Origin of the sequence: Terriglobus sp., from assembly GCF_965201105.1 — a bacterium.
Lineage (GTDB): Bacteria > Acidobacteriota > Terriglobia > Terriglobales > Acidobacteriaceae > Terriglobus.
On record NZ_OZ241741.1, the window covers coordinates 1,626,362 to 1,644,114 of the forward strand.

Below are 17,753 nucleotides of genomic sequence, written 5' to 3' on the forward strand. Positions count from 1 at the left end.
AGGAAAAGATGACTTCAGATCGTATTTTGACAACGCACGTCGGCTCTCTCCCGCGCAGCCGCGAGGTGACGGACCTGATCTTCGCGCACGAGCGTGAGGAGGCCGTGGACCCAGAAGTGTTCGACCGGGTCATCGGCGAAGCCGTGAATGCGTGCGTGGCGAGGCAGGTCAAGGCTGGCGTGGATCTGGTGTCAGACGGCGAGATGTCGAAGATCTCGTATGCCACCTACATCAAGGACCGCATTACAGGCTTCGATGGCGACAGCCCGCGCACGCCGCCGGCGGATCTTGAGGCTTTCCCGTCGTTTCTGGAACGGCAGGCTCGTGGTGGCGGCACACCTACCTATCGGCGTCCGCGCTGCGTGGGCTCAGTGGAACCGAAAACGTTGGAACCGCTTGAGGAAGACGTCACGCACCTGAAGCGTGCCATGGCGGAGCACAAACCTGCGGGCGCGTTCATGAATGCAGCTTCTCCGGGTGTGATCGCACTGTTTCAACCCAACGATTTCTACCCGACAGAGGACGCTTACCTCGAGGCTCTGGCCGAGGCGATGCGGCCCGAGTACGAGGCGATCGTCGCGGCTGGGTTCGTTCTGCAACTCGACAGCCCCGACCTGGGCTTGGGCAGGCACATGATGTACAAGGACCGCAGCGAGCCTGAGTACCTGAAGCTGATTGAGCGCCACGTCGATGTGCTGAATCACGCGTTGCGCAACCTGCCCGGCGACCGGGTCCGCATGCACGTGTGCTGGGGCAACTACGAAGGTCCGCACCATTGCGATGTGGAGATGGGCACGATCCTGCCCGTGCTGATGAAAGCAAAGCCGCAAGGTCTGCTCTTCGAAACAGCGAACCCGCGCCATCAGCACGACTGGACGTACTTCCGCGAGATGCTTCATTTGATCCCAGAAGACCGCGTCTTGATCCCCGGCGTCATCGACTCGACGACCAACTTTATTGAGCATCCGCAGGTGGTCGCGCTGCGCATCGAGCAGTTCGCCAACATTGTGGGCCGCGATCGCGTCATGGCCGGAACGGATTGCGGTTTCTCTACTTTTGCAGGGTACGGTGCCGTGGACCCGGAGATTGTGTACGCCAAGCTTGCCACTTTGGCCGAGGGCGCGGCAATCGCGAGCGAGCGGCTGTGGAAGGCGGCGTGAGCGCTTCGTCGCTGAAGTCGCGGCTTGCTTCCGGCGAGACGATCGTTGGCACCTTCGTCAAGACGCCTTCGCCGATCGTCGTCGAGGTGTTGGCGCTGACGCCTTTGGACTGCGTATGCCTGGATGCCGAGCACGCGCCATTCGACCGCGGCACGTTGGATGTTTGCATCATGGCGGCACGCGCGGCTGGCATGGACGTGTTGGTGCGCGTGCCGTCTGCCGCGCCTGAGCACGTGCTGAATGCGCTTGACTGCGGCGCGACCGGCGTGGTGATCCCGCACGTACGTTCCGCGGCAGACGCTGAGGCAGTCGTGCGCTCCGCACATTACGGGCAAGCCGGGCGGGGCTACGCGGGATCGTCGCGCGCTGCGGGATATACCACCGTAGCGATGGCACAGCACAAAAATGCAAGTGCGGCGCGCACCGTCGTAATCGCGCAGATCGAAGATCCCGAGGCGGTCGATTCCATTGACGCCATTGCGGCCGTGGAGGGCATCGACGCCTTGTTCATAGGCCGAGTGGATTTGACCGTCGCCTACGGGGCGAGTAGTCAGGACGACCCACGCGTGATCGCCGCAGTCGAGCGCGTCGTAGCAGCCTCTGTAGCAGCGGGCAAGCCTGTTGGCATGTTCCTGGCGCGGGTTGAGGATGTGCAGTACTGGCGCGAGCGTGGCGCCTTACTCTTTTTGCTTGGCTCGGACCACGCCTTCCTGCTTGCTGGCGCACGTGACCTGGCGCATCGCGTGAAACACTAGTAAGGACGAGAGGTATAGGAGAGATGAGTACGGAGCAATTTCCGGCAGGGTTTGAAGGACGGGTGCGCTACACGAAAGCGCCGGGACGCAGCTCGATAGCAGACACCGCCGATGTTGTTGGGCTCGTGCAGGAGATCTTGCAAGCCGTGCAAAAGCGCGGCGACGCAGCGATCCGCGAATACTCACAACGATTCGACAAAGCCGACCTGGACCAGTTCGAAGTGAGCTATGCCGATCGCAAAGCGGCGGTGAATTCGCTCGAGAAGCAGACGCGTGAGGACACGGAGTTTGCGATTGCAAACGTGCGCCGTTTCGCTGAAGCACAGTTGCAAACCATTCAGCCGCTGGAGATAGAAGCCCTGCCCGGCCTGCACCTGGGGCATCGCGTCATCCCCATCGAGCGTGTTGGTGCTTACGTGCCGGGCGGCCGGTTTCCGCTGCTGTCGGCACCCATCATGACCATTGTGCCCGGTAAGGTCGCGGGCTGCGACGAGGTGATCGCCTGCTTACCTCCGAACGCCCACCCGGCCATGATCGCGGGCTGCCATCTGTCCGGTGCAGACCGTATCTTCCGCATCGGCGGAGCCCAGGCGATTGCGGCCATGGCTTTCGGAACGGAGAGCGTACCGCAGGTGAACAAAATCGTCGGCCCCGGCAACGCCTTTGTCAATGAGGCCAAGCGCCAGGTTTTCGGACCGGTCGGCATCGACCAGCTCGCCGGGCCGTCGGAAATTTTCGTCGTCGCCGACAGCACGGGCGATCCGGAGTTAATTGCAACAGACCTGTTGGCACAAGCCGAGCACGACGTGCGCACCCGCGTGGGCCTGATCACCACAGATGAGGCGCTTGCGAATGCAACCGCGCAGGAGGTGGTACGGCAGCTTGAAACCCTTTCGACCGCTAAGATCGCCGGGGAAAGCTGGACCAACTACGGCGAGATCACCGTTTGTAAGGACGAAGCGGCCATGATCGCGTACTCCGACTTCATCGCGGCCGAGCACCTGCAGGTGCACACCCATAATCCGCGTGAGTTCGCGAAAAAACTGCGCAACTACGGATCACTTTTCATCGGGCAAAATGCCAGCGTGGTGTACAGCGACAAATGCGTGGGCACCAATCACACCCTGCCGACGATGCACGCGGGCCGCTATACCGGCGGCCTGTGGGTGGGCTCGTACGTGAAGATTGCCACGCACCAGTGGCTGGACGAAAGCGCCGTCGACCTGGTTGCGCCGCCGGCAACTCGCCAGAGCGCCAGCGAAGGTTTGGAAGGTCATCGGCGTGCCGCGGCCATTCGTGTCGATCGTAAAGCGGCGACCTTTGCCGCGCTCACGCGGTAACGGTCAACAACAAGGTCCATGCGTCGTTCAGCGCATGGGCCTTTTCGCTTGTGTGGGATCAACCTACGCGGAAGCACCTCTCAATTCGCTGACTGAAGCGGATGCGAACACAGGCATCCGCGGGTCCTCTGTGCCGCGGACCACGAAGAGCACAGCAGGTCCTGAAGCCGTATTGCGAAAGCTATGCTGCACACCAACCGGCATTGAGAGCGTGTCGCCCGCGCCCATCACCAGCGACTCTTCTGAGTCTGCGTTGCGCCAGCAGATCTCGACCGTGCCGCTCTGCACGAACAGCACCTCCACTTCCTTGCGCGCGTGCAACGGAATGTAAGCACCCGTCTGCAGCGTCAGCCGGCGCAGGTTGAAGTCGTGCGGCCACCATCCCAAGATCGGCCCCGCTGGAAACGCGTCCGACGTCGTTTGCGGTACGATCACGCCGGCTTCTTCTACACCTTCGGCCGCCAGCGGCGAATCAGGATTCGGCTGCATGTCCATTCCACGGACCAGGCACTGCGCGAGCCTGTCGAGCGAAGGCGTCTTCAGTTGCTCCAACGCCTCGCCGGTCGGCGGCGTTTCCAGTTCGACGTCTCTTAGCTCGTAGTTACCGCCAGTTGTGTCGATCAGCTTGCCACCTTTGGCGAGCTTCAAGCCGTGATCCTCGGCGGCCTTAAAGACAGCCGGCGCCCATGTCACCTTGCCGGGATCATCCTGCCCCAGCGGCATCCATAAAAACCCTTTGCCTTCGTCCAGCTTGCTGAAGCCGCGGAACATGTGGATCGGCACAGAGGCCACATCGCCCGGTCCAATGTCGAGTGATCCGTCTTCCTTGTTGGGTCCGAAGTGCAGCCGCCAGTGACCTGTGTGCACCACGAAAACCTCTGCCGTGTCGTGGCTGTGCTGCGAGTTGACGCAACCGAACGGCTGGCGCGCACCACCGATGTTGAAGCCATGTTTCTCGCGAATGTGCACGTGCTGGTCCGGGCTTTCGGAGACGCCGGGACCAACAATGGTAAAGTTTTCCTTTTCCGTCGAGCCAGGCGTGCGTGTGTCGATAAAAGCAGTGCGGCAGGCCTGCAGATCGGCATAGCGGACCAGGCGTTCGCGCATCGCTTCCTGCGTCCAGGTTGATGGATTGGTGTGTGGCATGGTGTCCTTCCAAAGCGGCAGAATCACGCGGTCTGCCGAACGGACTTATTGTACTGAGGCCTCGCACCGGCGTGCGGAACGAAGCTCCGCGTAGCCGCTCGTACCTGCCGCATGCTAGCGTTTTCCAGTGCCAGTCGTAAGACACATAACCGAAACTGCGGCCATGCCTCTGCTGCTGCTGCCCGGCACATTGTGCGATGCGCGCATCTTTGCGCCACTGCAGCAGCGGCTCCTTTCGATTCCAACAAAGGTGATCCTCACGACGAAAGCGCGCTCGCTGGAAGATGCAGCAGCGGAGGTGCTGGCCCGGGCTCCTGAACGCTTCGCACTCCTTGGCTTCTCCCTGGGAGGCATGGTGGCTATGGAGGCAGCCCTGCATGCTCCAGCACGGGTGCGCGGCCTTGTGCTTTTGAGCACCATACCTTCACCGGTTCCGCCGGAGCGTCATGCCGGCCGTCGCGCCACCGTTGCAGCTTGCCGCGCCACGCCGATGTCACGGTTTATACGCGAGCGCCTGTGGCCAGAGTATGGCGGCGCACCGAACGATGCGCACACCCTTCCACTGCTTGAGCGGATGGCCGAGAGTTTCGATCACGTTACATTTGCACTCCAGACGGAGATGGCGCTGCGGCGTTCAGACTTTCGCCCGCGCCTGGCGGCTGTGGCCTGCCCGGTGCTCGTGATTGCCGGCGCGGCGGATGTGCTGTGCCCGCCCGCCGCGCAGCAGGACCTGGTCGCGGCGCTTCCGCAGAGCACCTGCGTCATGTTGCCCGGCGCTGGTCACTTTGCGTTACTGGAAGAACCGGACGAAGTAGCTGCTGCTGTGGCAGCATGGTTCCACATACTGAAGGCCGCGGATGTCCATGCCGGTTACGAAGCGGCGCACAGCAGCAGGGAACGGGAGAACGAGTGAGCAAGCAGCAGAATGAACAAACCGCAGCGGGAAAGCACGACAACAAAGTGCTGCAAGTCGAGCGCCGCGATTTCACAGAGCTTGTACCGACAGATCGTTCCCGCGTGCAGAGCATGCGAGGCTTCGATCCCGTCTACACCGACATTGTCGACTACATCGTCCGCTGCACGCACCGCATCTGGGATGAGCGCGATGTCGGTCTCATCTACACGCATTACACGCACAACTGCGTTCTGTATGGAGTGCTGGGCACCATGTATGACCGCGAAAGCATCGTCCGCGAGACCATCCAACGCATCGTCGAACTCCCCGATCGCCGCGGCATGGCCACCTCTATTGTTTGGCGTGGCAACGATACCGACGGCTTCTACACCTCACACATGACCCACGGCACGGGCCGGCATACCGAGTACGGCATCTTCGGCAAGCCGACAGGGCGCACCTTTGTCACGCGCACCATCGTCGACTGCATGATCCTGGAAAACAAGATTTACCGCGAGTGGGTCGCGCGCGACAACATGGCCCAGCTCATCCAGCTCGGCATCGATCCGCACGAGTACGCCGCCACCATCGCCCGAAAAAAATCCGACAGCGGCGAAGCCGTAGTCGAGATCGCGGAGAACCGCCGCCTCCTCGGTCAGTATCCGCCTGAAACCGAACCCGACCTCTCCCTCGCCCATACCGATCTCGAAGCAGAAGTCCTTCGCTGGCTTCACCACATCTTCAACAAGCGCATGTTCGGCAAGATTGGCGAAATCTATGCTTCCAACTGCCAGTGGCACGGGCCGCTGATGCGCGAACTCTACGGGCCCGCGGCGGTCATGCAGCAAACCATGCGCCTTGTTGCCACCATCCCTGACTGCGCCTACGTCCCACAGCACATCTGCTCCGTCGATAGCGAAGAGGGCGGCACCAAAGTCGCCATCCGCTGGGTTCTCGACGGTCACCATCTCGGCTACGGATCGCTGGGCGCTCCCACCGGCTTCAAGCTCGTCGTGATGGGCTTCACGCACCTTCACGTGCGCGACGGCAAAATTATCGACGAGTGGACGCTGTATGACGAGCTTTCCATGCTGGTGCAGTTGAAGCTGAGTGCGATGCAACGGGCTGCTGCCTGACGCTGGCGCACTAATCGCTTGAAGGTGTTCCCGTGATGAATGAAGTGTGGTTCGCATGAGTGCTGTACATGTTCCTGGAACCCTTGCCAGCAATGCGGAACCGGTAGCATTGGTGCAGACTGATGACGCGGCGGTTGTCTCGCCATTGCCAGGGCGCGGAGGCGCGCTAATCCTTACCCTGCCGCTATGGCGTAGGCTCACGGCCTTCAGCTTTCTGCTGATCGCGGAGTTCTTCTACGGTTGGGCCTGGAACACGGTCGATGTGCTGCGTCCGCTCTTTCGCGCCAGCCTCGGCCTCACCCTCACCCAGGCCGGCTCGGCCTACTCGGCGCAAGGCGCCGGCGCATTGATCGGCGCACTATCCATAGGGCAACTGGCAGATCGACTCGGCAAACGCAACATGCTTGTCGTGGTCATGGGTGGGTACGGCTTGCTGCTGCTTGCGGGCACGCTGGTCACCTCCTACAGCGGCCTCTTGCTGCAACGCTTCGTGCTAGGACTTTTCCTGGGCGGCAGCTTTCCCGTAGTCGTCGGCATCTATGTGGAGCTTTTTCGTCCCACGCTTCGCGGCAAGCTGGCGAGCGCCATCAACGCCACGTTCTCGGGGGCAATCATTACGCTCGGTATCGCCTTCGGCCACCTCGGCAGGCACCACTGGCACACGCTGCTCTGGGTGGGTGGAATGCCTCCCGTTCTGCTCGCCGGACTTGCCTACCTGGTCATCCCCACGAGCGAGCGCGTTGCGAAGAGCGGCCCCGGCAAACTGCCAATCGCTGAGCTTTTCACACCCACGCTGCGGCGGCAAACACTTCTGCTTGCCAGCATGACCGGGCTGAACTTTTTCGCATATCAGGCGTTCAGCGGCTGGCTCACAACGTACCTGCTCAACGTGAAGCACCTGCCCAAGCAGGACGTAGGTCATCTGGTCGCCGCGCAGTTCGCGGGCAATATTCTTGGCGGGTTCTTCTGGGGCGGCGTCAGCGATCGATTTGGGCGGCGCACCGGCGCGATCGGCTTCTTCATCACTGCGTGCTCGATCGTCGCATATCTCAGTGTGCCCGGAAATCAGATGGTCATGATTGCGCTTGGCAACCTATATGGCTTTGCGCTTTCCGCAAGTGTGATCTGGGGGCCCTGGCTGGCCGAATTGTATCCACCGCATCTGAAGTCCACTGCAAGCTCCATCTTCAACTGGGGACGTCTCGTCAGTTTCTTCTCGCCACTCATTACCGGTGCCATCGCAGAGCACTTTGGATTGCGTGCCGGCATGCTGGTGAGCAGCCTGGTATTCGCTCTTGCTGCCTGCATCTGGCTCAGACTGCCAGAAACTCTCCGAGAGCGACGTAGTGTCAGAAGCGTCGCTGTCGCACGTGGAAAACTTTTTGGTAGTGGGAATACATCATCCGGGTGATATGTTCCAACGCGACAAAGCAGTATCTCTGCTGAATGAGCTACGCTTCGCCCTTCGCCACCTACATTTCGTACAAGCGCTTCTGTGACCGCCTCGAGGTAGCGACACGCAAGAAACCAACATTTGGCACTGACCCGATTCACAGCTTCATCGAAGCCGCATCCACCGGCGGCGCCATCGAATGGCGTCAGTGCGCCGCAGTTGCAAACAGGATGGAGGAGCTCTCCCAGGACTGGCCGTCGCTAGGCGAGTTGGCCCGGCCGGCTCAGCGCCTGGCACGTCGCATGAGGACAGCTGCGGATGCAGAGTCGCCCTTCTGCATGCATTAGGCTCGACACGGTTGGGCCGTACAACCCCGCACAAGGCAATTGCTCGCCGAGATATTACGCCGTCACGGAGCGCTACGCGGCCTAACCATGATCATGCTCACATTCACCGCTTTGTGTGTGTTTCTATGTGGGTTGCAGCCCACGTGCAGGACTGACGCCGGTGCACATCTTAGGATCATGGCTGGTCTGCAGGGTGCAGACGACGCAACGCAAGGTTCAGCTCCAATACGTTTACCGTGGGTTCGCCTAGTAGTCCCAACTGGCGAGCGCGTGCCTGATGCTCAACGAGAGCGATCAGAGTTTCGCGCGGTATCTTCAACTGTGCCGACAAACGGTCCACCTGGTAAAGTGCTGCCGCTGGACTGATGTCTGGATCAAGCCCGGATGCGGATGCGGTTACAAGATCGATCGGAACGTCCGAGGTCCCGCGTTCCTGCATGACGCTCGCACTCACACGGTCGATAAGTGCTTTGTTCGTCGGCGCAAGATTGGAGCCGGACGACGCGGAAGCATCGTAACCGGTGCCAGCCGCTGACGGTCGGCTGTGAAAGTACCTGGGACCCGTGAATGGCTGGCCGATGATCCTGGAGCCGATCAACTCACCACCTTGCGTGATAAGTTGACCGTTTGCTTTATCGCGGAAAAGCAGTTGCGCAACGCCGGTGATGGCAGCGGGATAAATCAAACCGAGCAGAATGGCGCTCACAAGCGTGTACAGGCAGGCAATGCGTAAGTGCGTTTTCATGGTGTGTCCTATGCAAGATGAAGCGCTGTAATGATGAGGTCGATGATTTTAATTCCAATAAACGGGATGACAATACCCCCGAATCCATACACCATCAGATTGCGGCGTAGCAGGGCCGCGGCGGACATCGGCTTGTAGCCAATACCTCGCAAAGCCAGCGGGATAAGACCGATGATGATGAGCGCGTTAAAAATCACGGCAGACAACACCGCGGAGTGCGCATTATGCAGGTGCATCACATTCAGTGTGTTCAGCACGGGAAAGACGCCGGCGAACATGGCCGGAATGATCGCGAAGTACTTTGCCACATCGTTCGAAATGGAAAAAGTGGTAAGTGCGCCTCTCGTCATCAGCAGTTGTTTGCCAATGCCTACGATCTCAATAAGCTTCGTCGGATTCGAGTCCAGATCGACCATGTTCCCGGCTTCTTTGGCAGCTTGTGTGCCAGAGTTCATAGCAACGCCGACATCGGCTTGGGCGAGCGCAGGTGCGTCGTTGGTTCCGTCGCCGGTCATGGCAACAAGCTTGCCGTCTGCCTGCTCGCGCTTGATTAAATCCATCTTGTCTTTAGGTTTGGCTTCGGCCAGAAAGTCATCCACGCCAGCCTCGCGGGCAATGGCGGCGGCGGTTAAAGGGTTGTCTCCCGTGATCATCACGGTGCGGATGCCCATGGCGCGAAGCTGATCAAACCGTTCACGCATTCCGCCCTTGACGACATCCTTCAGGTGAATGACCCCGAGCGCCTGGCCATTCTCGGCGACCACGAGCGGTGTTCCGCCACTGTTTGCTACCGCTTCCACCGATGCGCGCACTTCCCCCGGCAACTGTGAACCATGCTCCTGCAGGTATCGCGCAATCGCGTCCACCGCTCCTTTGCGGATGCTGCGACCGTCTACCTCGATGCCGCTCATCCGTGTGGTCGCGGAGAATGGAATGAACTCCGCATTCATCTGCGCCAGTTCGCGGCCGCGCAGGTTGTAACGCTCTTTGGCGAGCACCACGATGGAGCGACCCTCCGGCGTTTCGTCTGTTAGAGAGGACAACTGCGCAGCGTCCGCGAGCACCTCTTCACGGATGCCGGGTGCGGTCAGGAACTCCGACGCTTGCCGGTTGCCAATCGTAATGGTGCCCGTCTTGTCCAGCAGCAACGTGTTCACGTCACCAGCGGCCTCCACCGCTCGGCCAGACGTGGCAAGCACATTGTGCTGTACCAGTCGATCCATGCCGGCGATACCGATTGCTGAGAGCAGCCCCCCGATCGTTGTTGGAATCAGGCAAACCAGCAGTGAGATAAGCACGAACACTGTTTGCGGCGCACCGGAATATACAGCGAACGGCTGCAACGTGACCACCGCAAGCAGGAAGATGATCGTGAGCCCGGCAAGCAGAATGTTGAGTGCAATCTCATTCGGTGTCTTCTGTCGCTCGGCTCCTTCGACCAGCGCGATCATCCGGTCAAGGAACGTTTCACCGGGATTCGAAGTGATGCGCACCGTAATCACGTCGGACAGGACGCGGGTGCCTCCCGTTACCGCGGATCGATCACCTCCAGCTTCTCGGATCACCGGCGCAGATTCACCGGTGATGGCCGACTCGTCAACAGAAGCAACTCCTTCTGTGACTTCGCCATCGCCAGGAACCATTTGTCCGGCAGTGACACGAACCAAGTCGTTTACGCGAAGTTGCGAGCTGGGTATCTCCTCCAGAGAGTCGCGGTCCTTGCTCAGGCGGTACGCTGTAGTTTCCGACTTCGCTTCGCGAAGTGCATCCGCCTGCGCCTTGCCTCGCCCTTCCGCCATCGCTTCCGCAAAGTTAGCGAACAGCACGGTGAACCATAGCCACAAAGTGATCTGCAAGTTGAAGCGCAGGTCGGTTCGACCGTGCAGGGCGTTCACAACCAGCAGCACCGTTGTCAGCACGCTGCCTATCTCGACCACAAACATTACGGGGTTCCGCATCATCAAGCGCGGACTCAGCTTTCGAAACGCGTCGCTAGCCGCGCGGCGCACGATTTTGCCTTCAAACATAGAGCGGCGGTTCTGCGATGCAGACATTTCAGCTTTCCTTTCCGAATTAGAACGCGTGACCCGCACGCAGCAGAAGGTCTTCCAGAACAGGCCCAAGTGAGAGCGCCGGGAAGAAAGTGAGCGCACCCACGATGACGATGACTCCTGTGAGCAGCAGCGTGAACAACGGTGTAGTCACCGGGAACGTACCTGCGGAAGCCGGAACGATTTTTTTGCGAGCTAAATTGCCGGCCACGGCGAGCATCGGAACGATCATAAAAAATCGACCCAGAAACATAGCCACGCCAAGCGAGTAGTTGAACCAGTGAGTGTTGGCATTCAGACCCGCGAATGCCGAGCCGTTGTTGCCAACAGCGGATGTGTATGCATAGAGGATCTCGCTCAATCCGTGCGGGCCGTGATTCGCCAGGCTGCCCAGACCTAGATTAGGCATCAGCACTGCGATGGCCGCGAAGCCCAGAATAATCAGCGGGAAGATCAGCAGGTACAGCATGGACATCTGTACGTCGAAAGCTTCGATCTTCTTGCCAAGGTATTCAGGTGTGCGGCCAACCATCAGCCCGGCGATAAAGACGGCCATGATGACGAAGATCAGCATGCCGTACAGGCCTGCCCCCACGCCGCCAAACACAATCTCGCCAAGCAGGATATTTACCATTGGCACCATGCCGCCCAGCGGCATAAAGCTGTCATGCATGCTGTTCACCGCACCGCAGCTTGCGTCTGTGGTAACGGTGGCAAACAGTGCGGAGTTCGCGATACCGAAACGAACCTCTTTTCCTTCCATATTCCCGCCGGCTTGCAATGCGGATACATGCTGGTCTACTCCATGCAGCAGCACGTTGGGATGCGCTTCGGCCCAAAAACAGACAAAGACTCCTACAAACCATAGCGTGACCATTGCAGCCAGCACGGCCCAACCATGCTTTGGCGATCCGGTCATCTGTCCAAGCGTGATGGCAAGGCCTGCAGGTATCAGGAAGATAGAAATCATCTGAAGCAGGTTCGTAAGTGGTGTCGGATTTTCAAACGGATGTGAGCTGTTTGCGTTGAAGAACCCACCGCCGTTCGTGCCCAGCATCTTGATCGCTTCCTGTGAGGCGACTGGCCCTTGAGCAATCGTCTGGGTAGTGACCGTTGCGGTCTTGCCGTCAGAACCGGTTACCGTCTGAGGCTCAATCAGTTTCACCGTGTCGTACGAGCGGAAGTTTTGAATCACACCTTGCGAGACCAGAACAATCGAAAACACGATGGAAATCGGCAGCAGCACACGCGTCGTCCCCCGTGTCAGGTCCACCCAGAAGTTCCCCAGAGTGTCGGATTCGCGCCGCGAAACACCTCGGATGAAGGCAATTGCCAACGCAAGCCCTACTGCGGCCGACCAGAAGTTATGCGTGGCAAGGCCGAGCATCTGCGTCAGATAGCTCATTGTTGCTTCCGGCACATAACTCTGCCAGTTCGTGTTGGTTGTAAACGAAATTGCAGTGTTGAGGGCAAGCGCTGGTTCTACTGAAGCCAAGTGCTGCGGATTCAGCGGCAGCATGTGCTGCAGGCGCTCAATCACATAAGTGAGCGCAAGGGTAGCGGCGCTGAACACCAGCATTGCCGTACCGTATTCCGTCCAGCGCATCTCCTTTTCTGCGTTCACACCTGTGATCCGGTACAGCAATCGTTCGCACGGATCGAGTACGGGATCGAGCAAAGTCCTTCTGCGCTCGAACACACGAGTGAGATAACCGCCCATTGGCTTGGCTAGCAGCAACACCGCAGCCATGAACAAGAAAATTTGTAACCAGCCATTCAGAGTCATCAGAACTTCTCCGGACGCAGCAAGGCGTAGACGAGATACACCAGCAAAGCCGTACAGATGGCAAGCAGGAATGTGTTAAGCAGCATTAGTGCTTTCCTTTCAGCCGGTCGCAGCCGATCACATAAAACAGGCAGGCCGGGAACAAAATGAGAAACGTTAGAAGAGCGACAATGTCGAGCACGACCACCTCCGGGTTACCAACTACCTTGTTTCGTACCCCACCAGAACACCAGGCCGAGCGTTGCCGTGCTCTGTACATGCACGAGCGCATTCGGCGTGTCTGTCAGAAAGAAACGCTGATTCGAAAAATCGCGGCGGTACTCGGCACGGGCCAGAAAGCCCGGCGCAAAGGTGTGGTCCAGGCTAATGGTGCCCTCTTTCAACGCCTGGGTCTGCCCGCTGAACAGGCCGCCACGATCATCGAAGTATTCAAAGCGGCCACCCAGATTCGAGCTATGCGGAAGCGCATACCGTGCGGTCATGCTGCCGATTACAACTCGGGGCGGCTGTTGCTGCGACACGGAACGGTTCAGCACATAGTCCGCCTCACCGATCAGCGTCAGTTTCGGGCTGGCGTTCCAGGTCGCGTAGGTATCGAAGATGTGTTCGCGGCCATTCGGAGCCGGAGTTATGTTCGCTGTTGGCAAGCCTGGTTGCGTGGGCGATGTCGGCAGCGTCGGGTTAAGCGTCGTCAGGTTGTCACGAGCTTCCTGCCCAAAGTAATAATTCACGTTCCAGGTCAGAGTCGAAGCAGGTTTCATGGTGAACAGAAACGCCTGTGACTTGAATCCGTTCAGGTCCTCGGTGTCATTGGCCCCATTCACGAGCCAATACGCCACGTTCAGCTTCGGCGTAACATTGTAGTTCGCACGCAGACCCGTGTGATAAAACGGCAGGTAATTGAAGCTGTAGGCGCGCGAGTAAGTGATCTGGTCTTTGGTGTAGTTCCCTTCGTTACCAAGCGAACTGCTAAATTTGCCGAAGTCCAGCTGCAAACCGGAGCCGATCGGAGCAAGGTAGCTTCCGTAAGCCTGGAACAGGTTGCGCCACACCTGCGGGCGCTGCTCGTTCACGGAAGAGCCCTGCAAGGTCTCCGTAGCCTGGCCAAATTGCAGATCTAGCCTGCCACCAAACCGCTGCTCCGGGGTGGGCAAGTGCTCCACCACGATGCTCGCCTGATTGATGTTGAAGCTGTTTGACGTGACGTCGTAGGCCCGCAACAGGTTTACTCGGCCGATTGGCGCATTGAAGTTGTAGCCGTAATAACCGTCCACACCGAAGTTCAGCGTGGTACCACGGAAGAAGCTGAGTGTTTGCCGGTCCGTTTCCAAATCCTGATTACGACTGATCGTGGCCGCTTGTGCTGCCTGGGCTGAAGGCTCGCTACCTGCGCTGGATACTACAGGACCTGTCTCACTCATCGCCGTAGTGTCAGGCTGCCTCTGCTGCTCCAGAGCATTCAGGCGTGCGGCAATGGCGTCAAGCTGCTGGTGCAGTGCACGAATTTCAGCAGCACGATCCGGCACACCTGTGTCTGAGGATGCGGATTGTGCGTGCATACAAGTGGCTGCCGTGCTCAGCGCAAGAACGGCAACCAGTGGGACAGAGCGGTTCATAACTAACCTCGAAAACTATTTCAGTCTTCGAGACCATAGAAAGTCCGTAGAGAAGATGTAAAGAAGTCGTAAAAACTTCAGACTGACTCGTCTCTGCCATCCGGCAGGAAGCGATAACCCACCCAGGGCTCACTCTCAATGTAATGTTTGCCATCGCCACGCTCAATCTTCTTGCGAAGTCCGGCAATCAGCACACGCAAATACTCGGGCTGCTCATCCCCAGCAGGACCCCAAATCGCACGCAGAAGGAACTTATGCGTGAGTACCCGGCCCGGAGCACGCGCCAGCAATAACATCAAATCGAACTCTTTTGGGGTCAGGCGGACAGGGCTTCCTTGCACGCTGATCGTATGCGCATCCGCGTCCACGATGAAATCACCGGTGACGATGCGCGCCGGTTCAGGCGCATTGTCAGGCACGCGTCGAAGTTGTGCGCGGACGCGTGCCAGCAACTCAGGCACGCTGAACGGCTTCGTCAGGTAATCGTCTGCACCTTCGTCCAGGGCATTGACTTTCATAGCATCCGAATTCCGTACGCTTAGCACAATAATCGGCGTCGAGGTTCGACGGCGCACCGACTGCGTCAGCTCCAAGCCGTTCACACCCGGCATGGCAAGGTCCGTAACGATCAAGTCAGGCGAGGCGATCTCAAATTGCTTCAGACCTTCTGCACCATCGGCGGCAAGCAAGACCTCGTACCCGCTGCTCTGCAGTGCGGTGCGCAGCATTCGTCGGATTTGCGGCTCGTCATCCACGACCAGAATCCGATTCACTGAACCTCCTGAGTGACAATGTGCAGATCAACATGCGGCGCTTCGGACATAAACCTTTGCAGCGCCAGATAATACAGGTAGCTCTTAAGGCCGTGTGTCGCGGATCGGCCGATGATTGCTTGCGTAATTCGATTCTCACGAATGAAAGTCGCAGTCGTCCGCGCTGTGTCTGTGCCTTCCAGGGGGATCACCGCGCCTCCGATATTACGTGCAAACTGCAATGCCGGATCCAGATGCTGTTTGCGTTCTTGGCGGTCATCACCTGCGGTCTTGACATGAATCACATACAGTTCCGCATCCAATGCCTCGGCCAATCGTGCGCCACGCGCGATCAGGTCATGAGCCTGTGAATTCGCGCTGATGCAGACTGCAATCTTTTCAGCCACTGTCCACTTGGCGCCCAACTTTTTGCGCTTGACATAATCATCGAGGCTGCGATCGACCGCACGCGTCACTCGCTGCAGCGCCATCTCCCGTAGCGCGATCAAATTGCCTCGCCGAAAGAAGTTAGACAGCGACCGTTCAACGCGCTCCATCGGATAGATATCACCGCGCCGCATGCGGGTTACGAGCGCCTCGGGCGTCAAATCGCTGATGACGATTTCATCGGCGCGATCAAGCACCCAGTCAGGCACCTGCTCACGAACATGGATGCCGGTCAGAGCCTGTACGCGCGAAGACAGGCTTTCCACATGCTGTATGTTGACTGTGCTGAGCACATCGATCTTGTGTTCCAGTAGAAGCAACACATCCTCATAGCGCTTGCCAAATTGGCTGCCCTCAATGTTCGTGTGCGCCAACTCATCCACCAGCACAACCTGCGGCATGCGGGCAAGGATGGCAGCAACGTCCATCTCCTCAAACAGCGTGCCCCGGTAGGCGATCTCCCGGCGCGCAACATGCTCTAGCTTGTCGCTTAGCTCTGCCGTCCCAGCGCGACCGTGCGTTTCAACGATGCCGATAACGACGTCTTCGCCCCGGTTACGCCGCCGGATGCCCTCGCTCAGCATGCTAAAGGTCTTGCCAACCCCTGGCGCATACCCCAGAAAGACCTTGAATCGCCCGCGAGTCTTATCTTGGTCGGCGGCTTGCAGCCAGTCTTCGGGTGATTTGGTGAGCATTGCCACAGCTGTAAAATCCTTTCATGAATTCGCGGCGGACGCTCGCATCGACACGTTGGATCCTCGCAGCGGCCGCTCTCGGCGGAATTGTACTGCTATATCGCCGTTGGGTTCATGTGAACCAAACGACTGTCGCGCTCACCTTGTTGCTGCTTGTCCTGGTCCTGGCGGCAGAGTGGGGACTCCGTTATGCGCTGGTCATCTCAGTAGCGGCTGCGGCATCCTACAACTTTTTTTTCCTCCCTCCCTTCGACACATTCGTCATCGCCGACACCCAGAATTGGCTGGCTTTGTTGGCGTTCCTCTCTACTGCGGTCATCGCCAGTAGACTTTCACAACGCGTGCGCAACCGGGCCGATGACGCGAAGGCACGCCAGCGAGAACTGGACTTGCTCTTCCGGCTTAGCCGCGAACTTCTGCAGACCGAGAGCGTTGCCGCACTCGTAAGTTCGCTGCCTGGCATGGTCGTCGACATCACAGGCGCGGCTTCCGGTTACCTCTACCTGCTTGAAGGCGACCGCCTTTACCAGAGCGGCGGAGCGAAGGTGCTGGAGATTGAGATGCCGCACTTGGCCAAGCTTACGCAGGAACTGTCCAATGTGCAGCGTGCAGGCGAAGAGTTGCAGATGCCGCTTCGCTCTGGAGTGCGCCCGAAAGGCTTGTTTGTGCTGCGGTCAGCCGCAGTCTCGATTGAAACCGCGTCCGCCATGGCCGGCCTCATTTCTTTGGCGCAGGATCGGGCGCAAGCGCTGGAAAATCTGGCGCGCGGCGAAGCTGCGAAAGAAAGCGAACGTCTGCGGACGCTCATGATCGATTCCATTACGCATGAACTGCGTACACCGCTTACTTCCATCAAAGGTGCCGCGACAACGCTGCTGACCGGTGCCATCGATGAAGATGGCACACGTGAGTTGCTAAGCATTGTCGATGAGGAGGCGGATCATCTCAACAGGCTCGTCACCGAAGCTGTAGAAATGGCACAACTCGACTCGCAGCAAGTTCAGCTCAATCGACGAACAGTGTTGCTGCAGGATCTGGTCGCGGAAGCTATCCGAGATTGCGCGAATAGTAAGGCACGGGATTCGGTTCGCACGAGCATACCGGCCGAGCTGACGGTAAACGCGGATCCGGCCCTCCTCCAGAAAGTACTCTGCAACCTTCTCGGCAATGCGCTGAAGTATTCCAAGCCAGGCACACCGGTGACGATCTCCGCTGAATCGCTCAGGAGCCACGTGCGGGTAAGCGTCGCAGACCAGGGCATTGGGATTGACGCGTCAGAGCAGCCCTTGATCTTCGAGCGCTACTATCGCGGTAGGTCAAACCAAGATGCAACGCAGGGAACCGGCATGGGACTGGCGATCAGCCGCGCGATCGTACAAGCGCATCACGGCGATCTCGATGTAGTGAGCCAGCCAGATCGCGGCTCCGTCTTCAGCTTCCAGTTGCCGATGGGCCGTGGCGATATATCCGGACCTGCGACGGATTAGCT

Annotated in this window: 15 protein-coding genes; 7 read left to right on the forward strand and 8 right to left on the reverse strand. The window is 59.0% G+C overall.

All coding sequences use genetic code 11. The annotated features are described in order from the left end of the window. Positions 1–8: 8 nt before the first annotated feature. From ACOFKT_RS07230 to hisD, 3 genes are read left to right on the forward strand one after another with little or no spacing between them, the layout of a single operon-like run. Positions 9–1,160 (forward strand): cobalamin-independent methionine synthase II family protein, encoded by a 1,152-nt coding sequence (locus ACOFKT_RS07230; RefSeq protein WP_419806730.1) that lies wholly within the window; start codon positions 9–11, stop codon positions 1,158–1,160. After that, positions 1,157–1,915 (forward strand): HpcH/HpaI aldolase family protein, encoded by a 759-nt coding sequence (locus ACOFKT_RS07235; RefSeq protein ID WP_419806731.1) that lies wholly within the window; start codon positions 1,157–1,159, stop codon positions 1,913–1,915. Before ACOFKT_RS07230 ends, ACOFKT_RS07235 begins: the two co-directional genes overlap by 4 nt. 23 nt (positions 1,916–1,938) lie before the next feature. Next, complete coding sequence (hisD, locus tag ACOFKT_RS07240) at positions 1,939–3,255, forward strand: histidinol dehydrogenase (protein WP_419806732.1); 1,317 nt, start codon at positions 1,939–1,941, stop codon at positions 3,253–3,255. A gap of 63 nt (positions 3,256–3,318) precedes the next feature. Here the strand turns inward: hisD and ACOFKT_RS07245 are convergent, their stop codons facing one another. Further along, positions 3,319–4,401, reverse strand: a complete 1,083-nt coding sequence (locus tag ACOFKT_RS07245) for a cupin domain-containing protein (protein WP_419806733.1) — start codon at positions 4,399–4,401, stop codon at positions 3,319–3,321. A 163-nt stretch (positions 4,402–4,564) separates the two neighbouring features. Here ACOFKT_RS07245 and ACOFKT_RS07250 point away from each other — a divergent pair, with 163 nt between their 5' ends. The 3 genes from ACOFKT_RS07250 to ACOFKT_RS07260 are packed head-to-tail and all read left to right on the forward strand — an operon-like array spanning position 4,565 to position 7,843. Next, a complete protein-coding gene (locus ACOFKT_RS07250) occupies positions 4,565–5,314 on the forward strand; it encodes an alpha/beta fold hydrolase (protein WP_419806734.1) in 750 nt (249 codons plus the stop codon). Then, the gene (locus ACOFKT_RS07255; protein WP_419806735.1) at positions 5,311–6,432 is read left to right on the forward strand and encodes an ester cyclase; all 1,122 of its coding nucleotides are present in this window, start codon (positions 5,311–5,313) and stop codon (positions 6,430–6,432) included. The genes ACOFKT_RS07250 and ACOFKT_RS07255 overlap by 4 nt, the downstream gene beginning before the upstream one ends. 55 nt (positions 6,433–6,487) lie before the next feature. After that, positions 6,488–7,843, forward strand: a complete 1,356-nt coding sequence (locus ACOFKT_RS07260; RefSeq protein ID WP_419806736.1) for an MFS transporter — start codon at positions 6,488–6,490, stop codon at positions 7,841–7,843. A gap of 504 nt (positions 7,844–8,347) precedes the next feature. Here the strand turns inward: ACOFKT_RS07260 and kdpC are convergent. From kdpC to ACOFKT_RS07295, 7 genes are all read right to left on the reverse strand, one after another. Continuing rightward, on the reverse strand, positions 8,348–8,917 hold the full coding sequence (kdpC, locus tag ACOFKT_RS07265) for a potassium-transporting ATPase subunit KdpC (RefSeq protein ID WP_419806737.1): 570 nt from the start codon (positions 8,915–8,917) through the stop codon (positions 8,348–8,350). An 8-nt stretch (positions 8,918–8,925) separates the two neighbouring features. Further along, positions 8,926–10,971 carry a potassium-transporting ATPase subunit KdpB gene (gene kdpB / locus ACOFKT_RS07270; protein WP_419806738.1) on the reverse strand — a complete coding sequence of 682 codons (2,046 nt, stop codon included), beginning with the start codon at positions 10,969–10,971 and terminating at the stop codon, positions 8,926–8,928. A 19-nt stretch (positions 10,972–10,990) separates the two neighbouring features. Beyond that, a complete protein-coding gene (gene kdpA, locus ACOFKT_RS07275) occupies positions 10,991–12,754 on the reverse strand; it encodes a potassium-transporting ATPase subunit KdpA (protein ID WP_419806739.1) in 1,764 nt (587 codons plus the stop codon). Continuing rightward, positions 12,754–12,840, reverse strand: coding sequence for a K(+)-transporting ATPase subunit F (gene kdpF, locus ACOFKT_RS07280; protein WP_419807129.1), 87 nt, complete (start codon positions 12,838–12,840; stop codon positions 12,754–12,756). Before kdpF ends, kdpA begins: the two co-directional genes overlap by 1 nt. Positions 12,841–12,948: 108 nt before the next feature. Next, a complete protein-coding gene (locus ACOFKT_RS07285) occupies positions 12,949–14,370 on the reverse strand; it encodes an outer membrane beta-barrel protein (protein WP_419806740.1) in 1,422 nt (473 codons plus the stop codon). 77 nt (positions 14,371–14,447) lie between these two features. Next, the gene (locus tag ACOFKT_RS07290; RefSeq protein ID WP_419806741.1) at positions 14,448–15,143 is read right to left on the reverse strand and encodes a response regulator transcription factor; all 696 of its coding nucleotides are present in this window, start codon (positions 15,141–15,143) and stop codon (positions 14,448–14,450) included. Then, positions 15,140–16,264: a histidine kinase gene (locus ACOFKT_RS07295; protein WP_419807130.1), complete on the reverse strand. Its 1,125-nt coding sequence runs from the start codon at positions 16,262–16,264 to the stop codon at positions 15,140–15,142. The genes ACOFKT_RS07290 and ACOFKT_RS07295 overlap by 4 nt, the downstream gene beginning before the upstream one ends. Positions 16,265–16,287: 23 nt before the next feature. On the opposite strand from ACOFKT_RS07295, the gene ACOFKT_RS07300 reads away from it, so the two are divergent. Then, positions 16,288–17,751 (forward strand): sensor histidine kinase, encoded by a 1,464-nt coding sequence (locus tag ACOFKT_RS07300; protein WP_419806742.1) that lies wholly within the window; start codon positions 16,288–16,290, stop codon positions 17,749–17,751. Positions 17,752–17,753 lie beyond the last annotated feature (2 nt).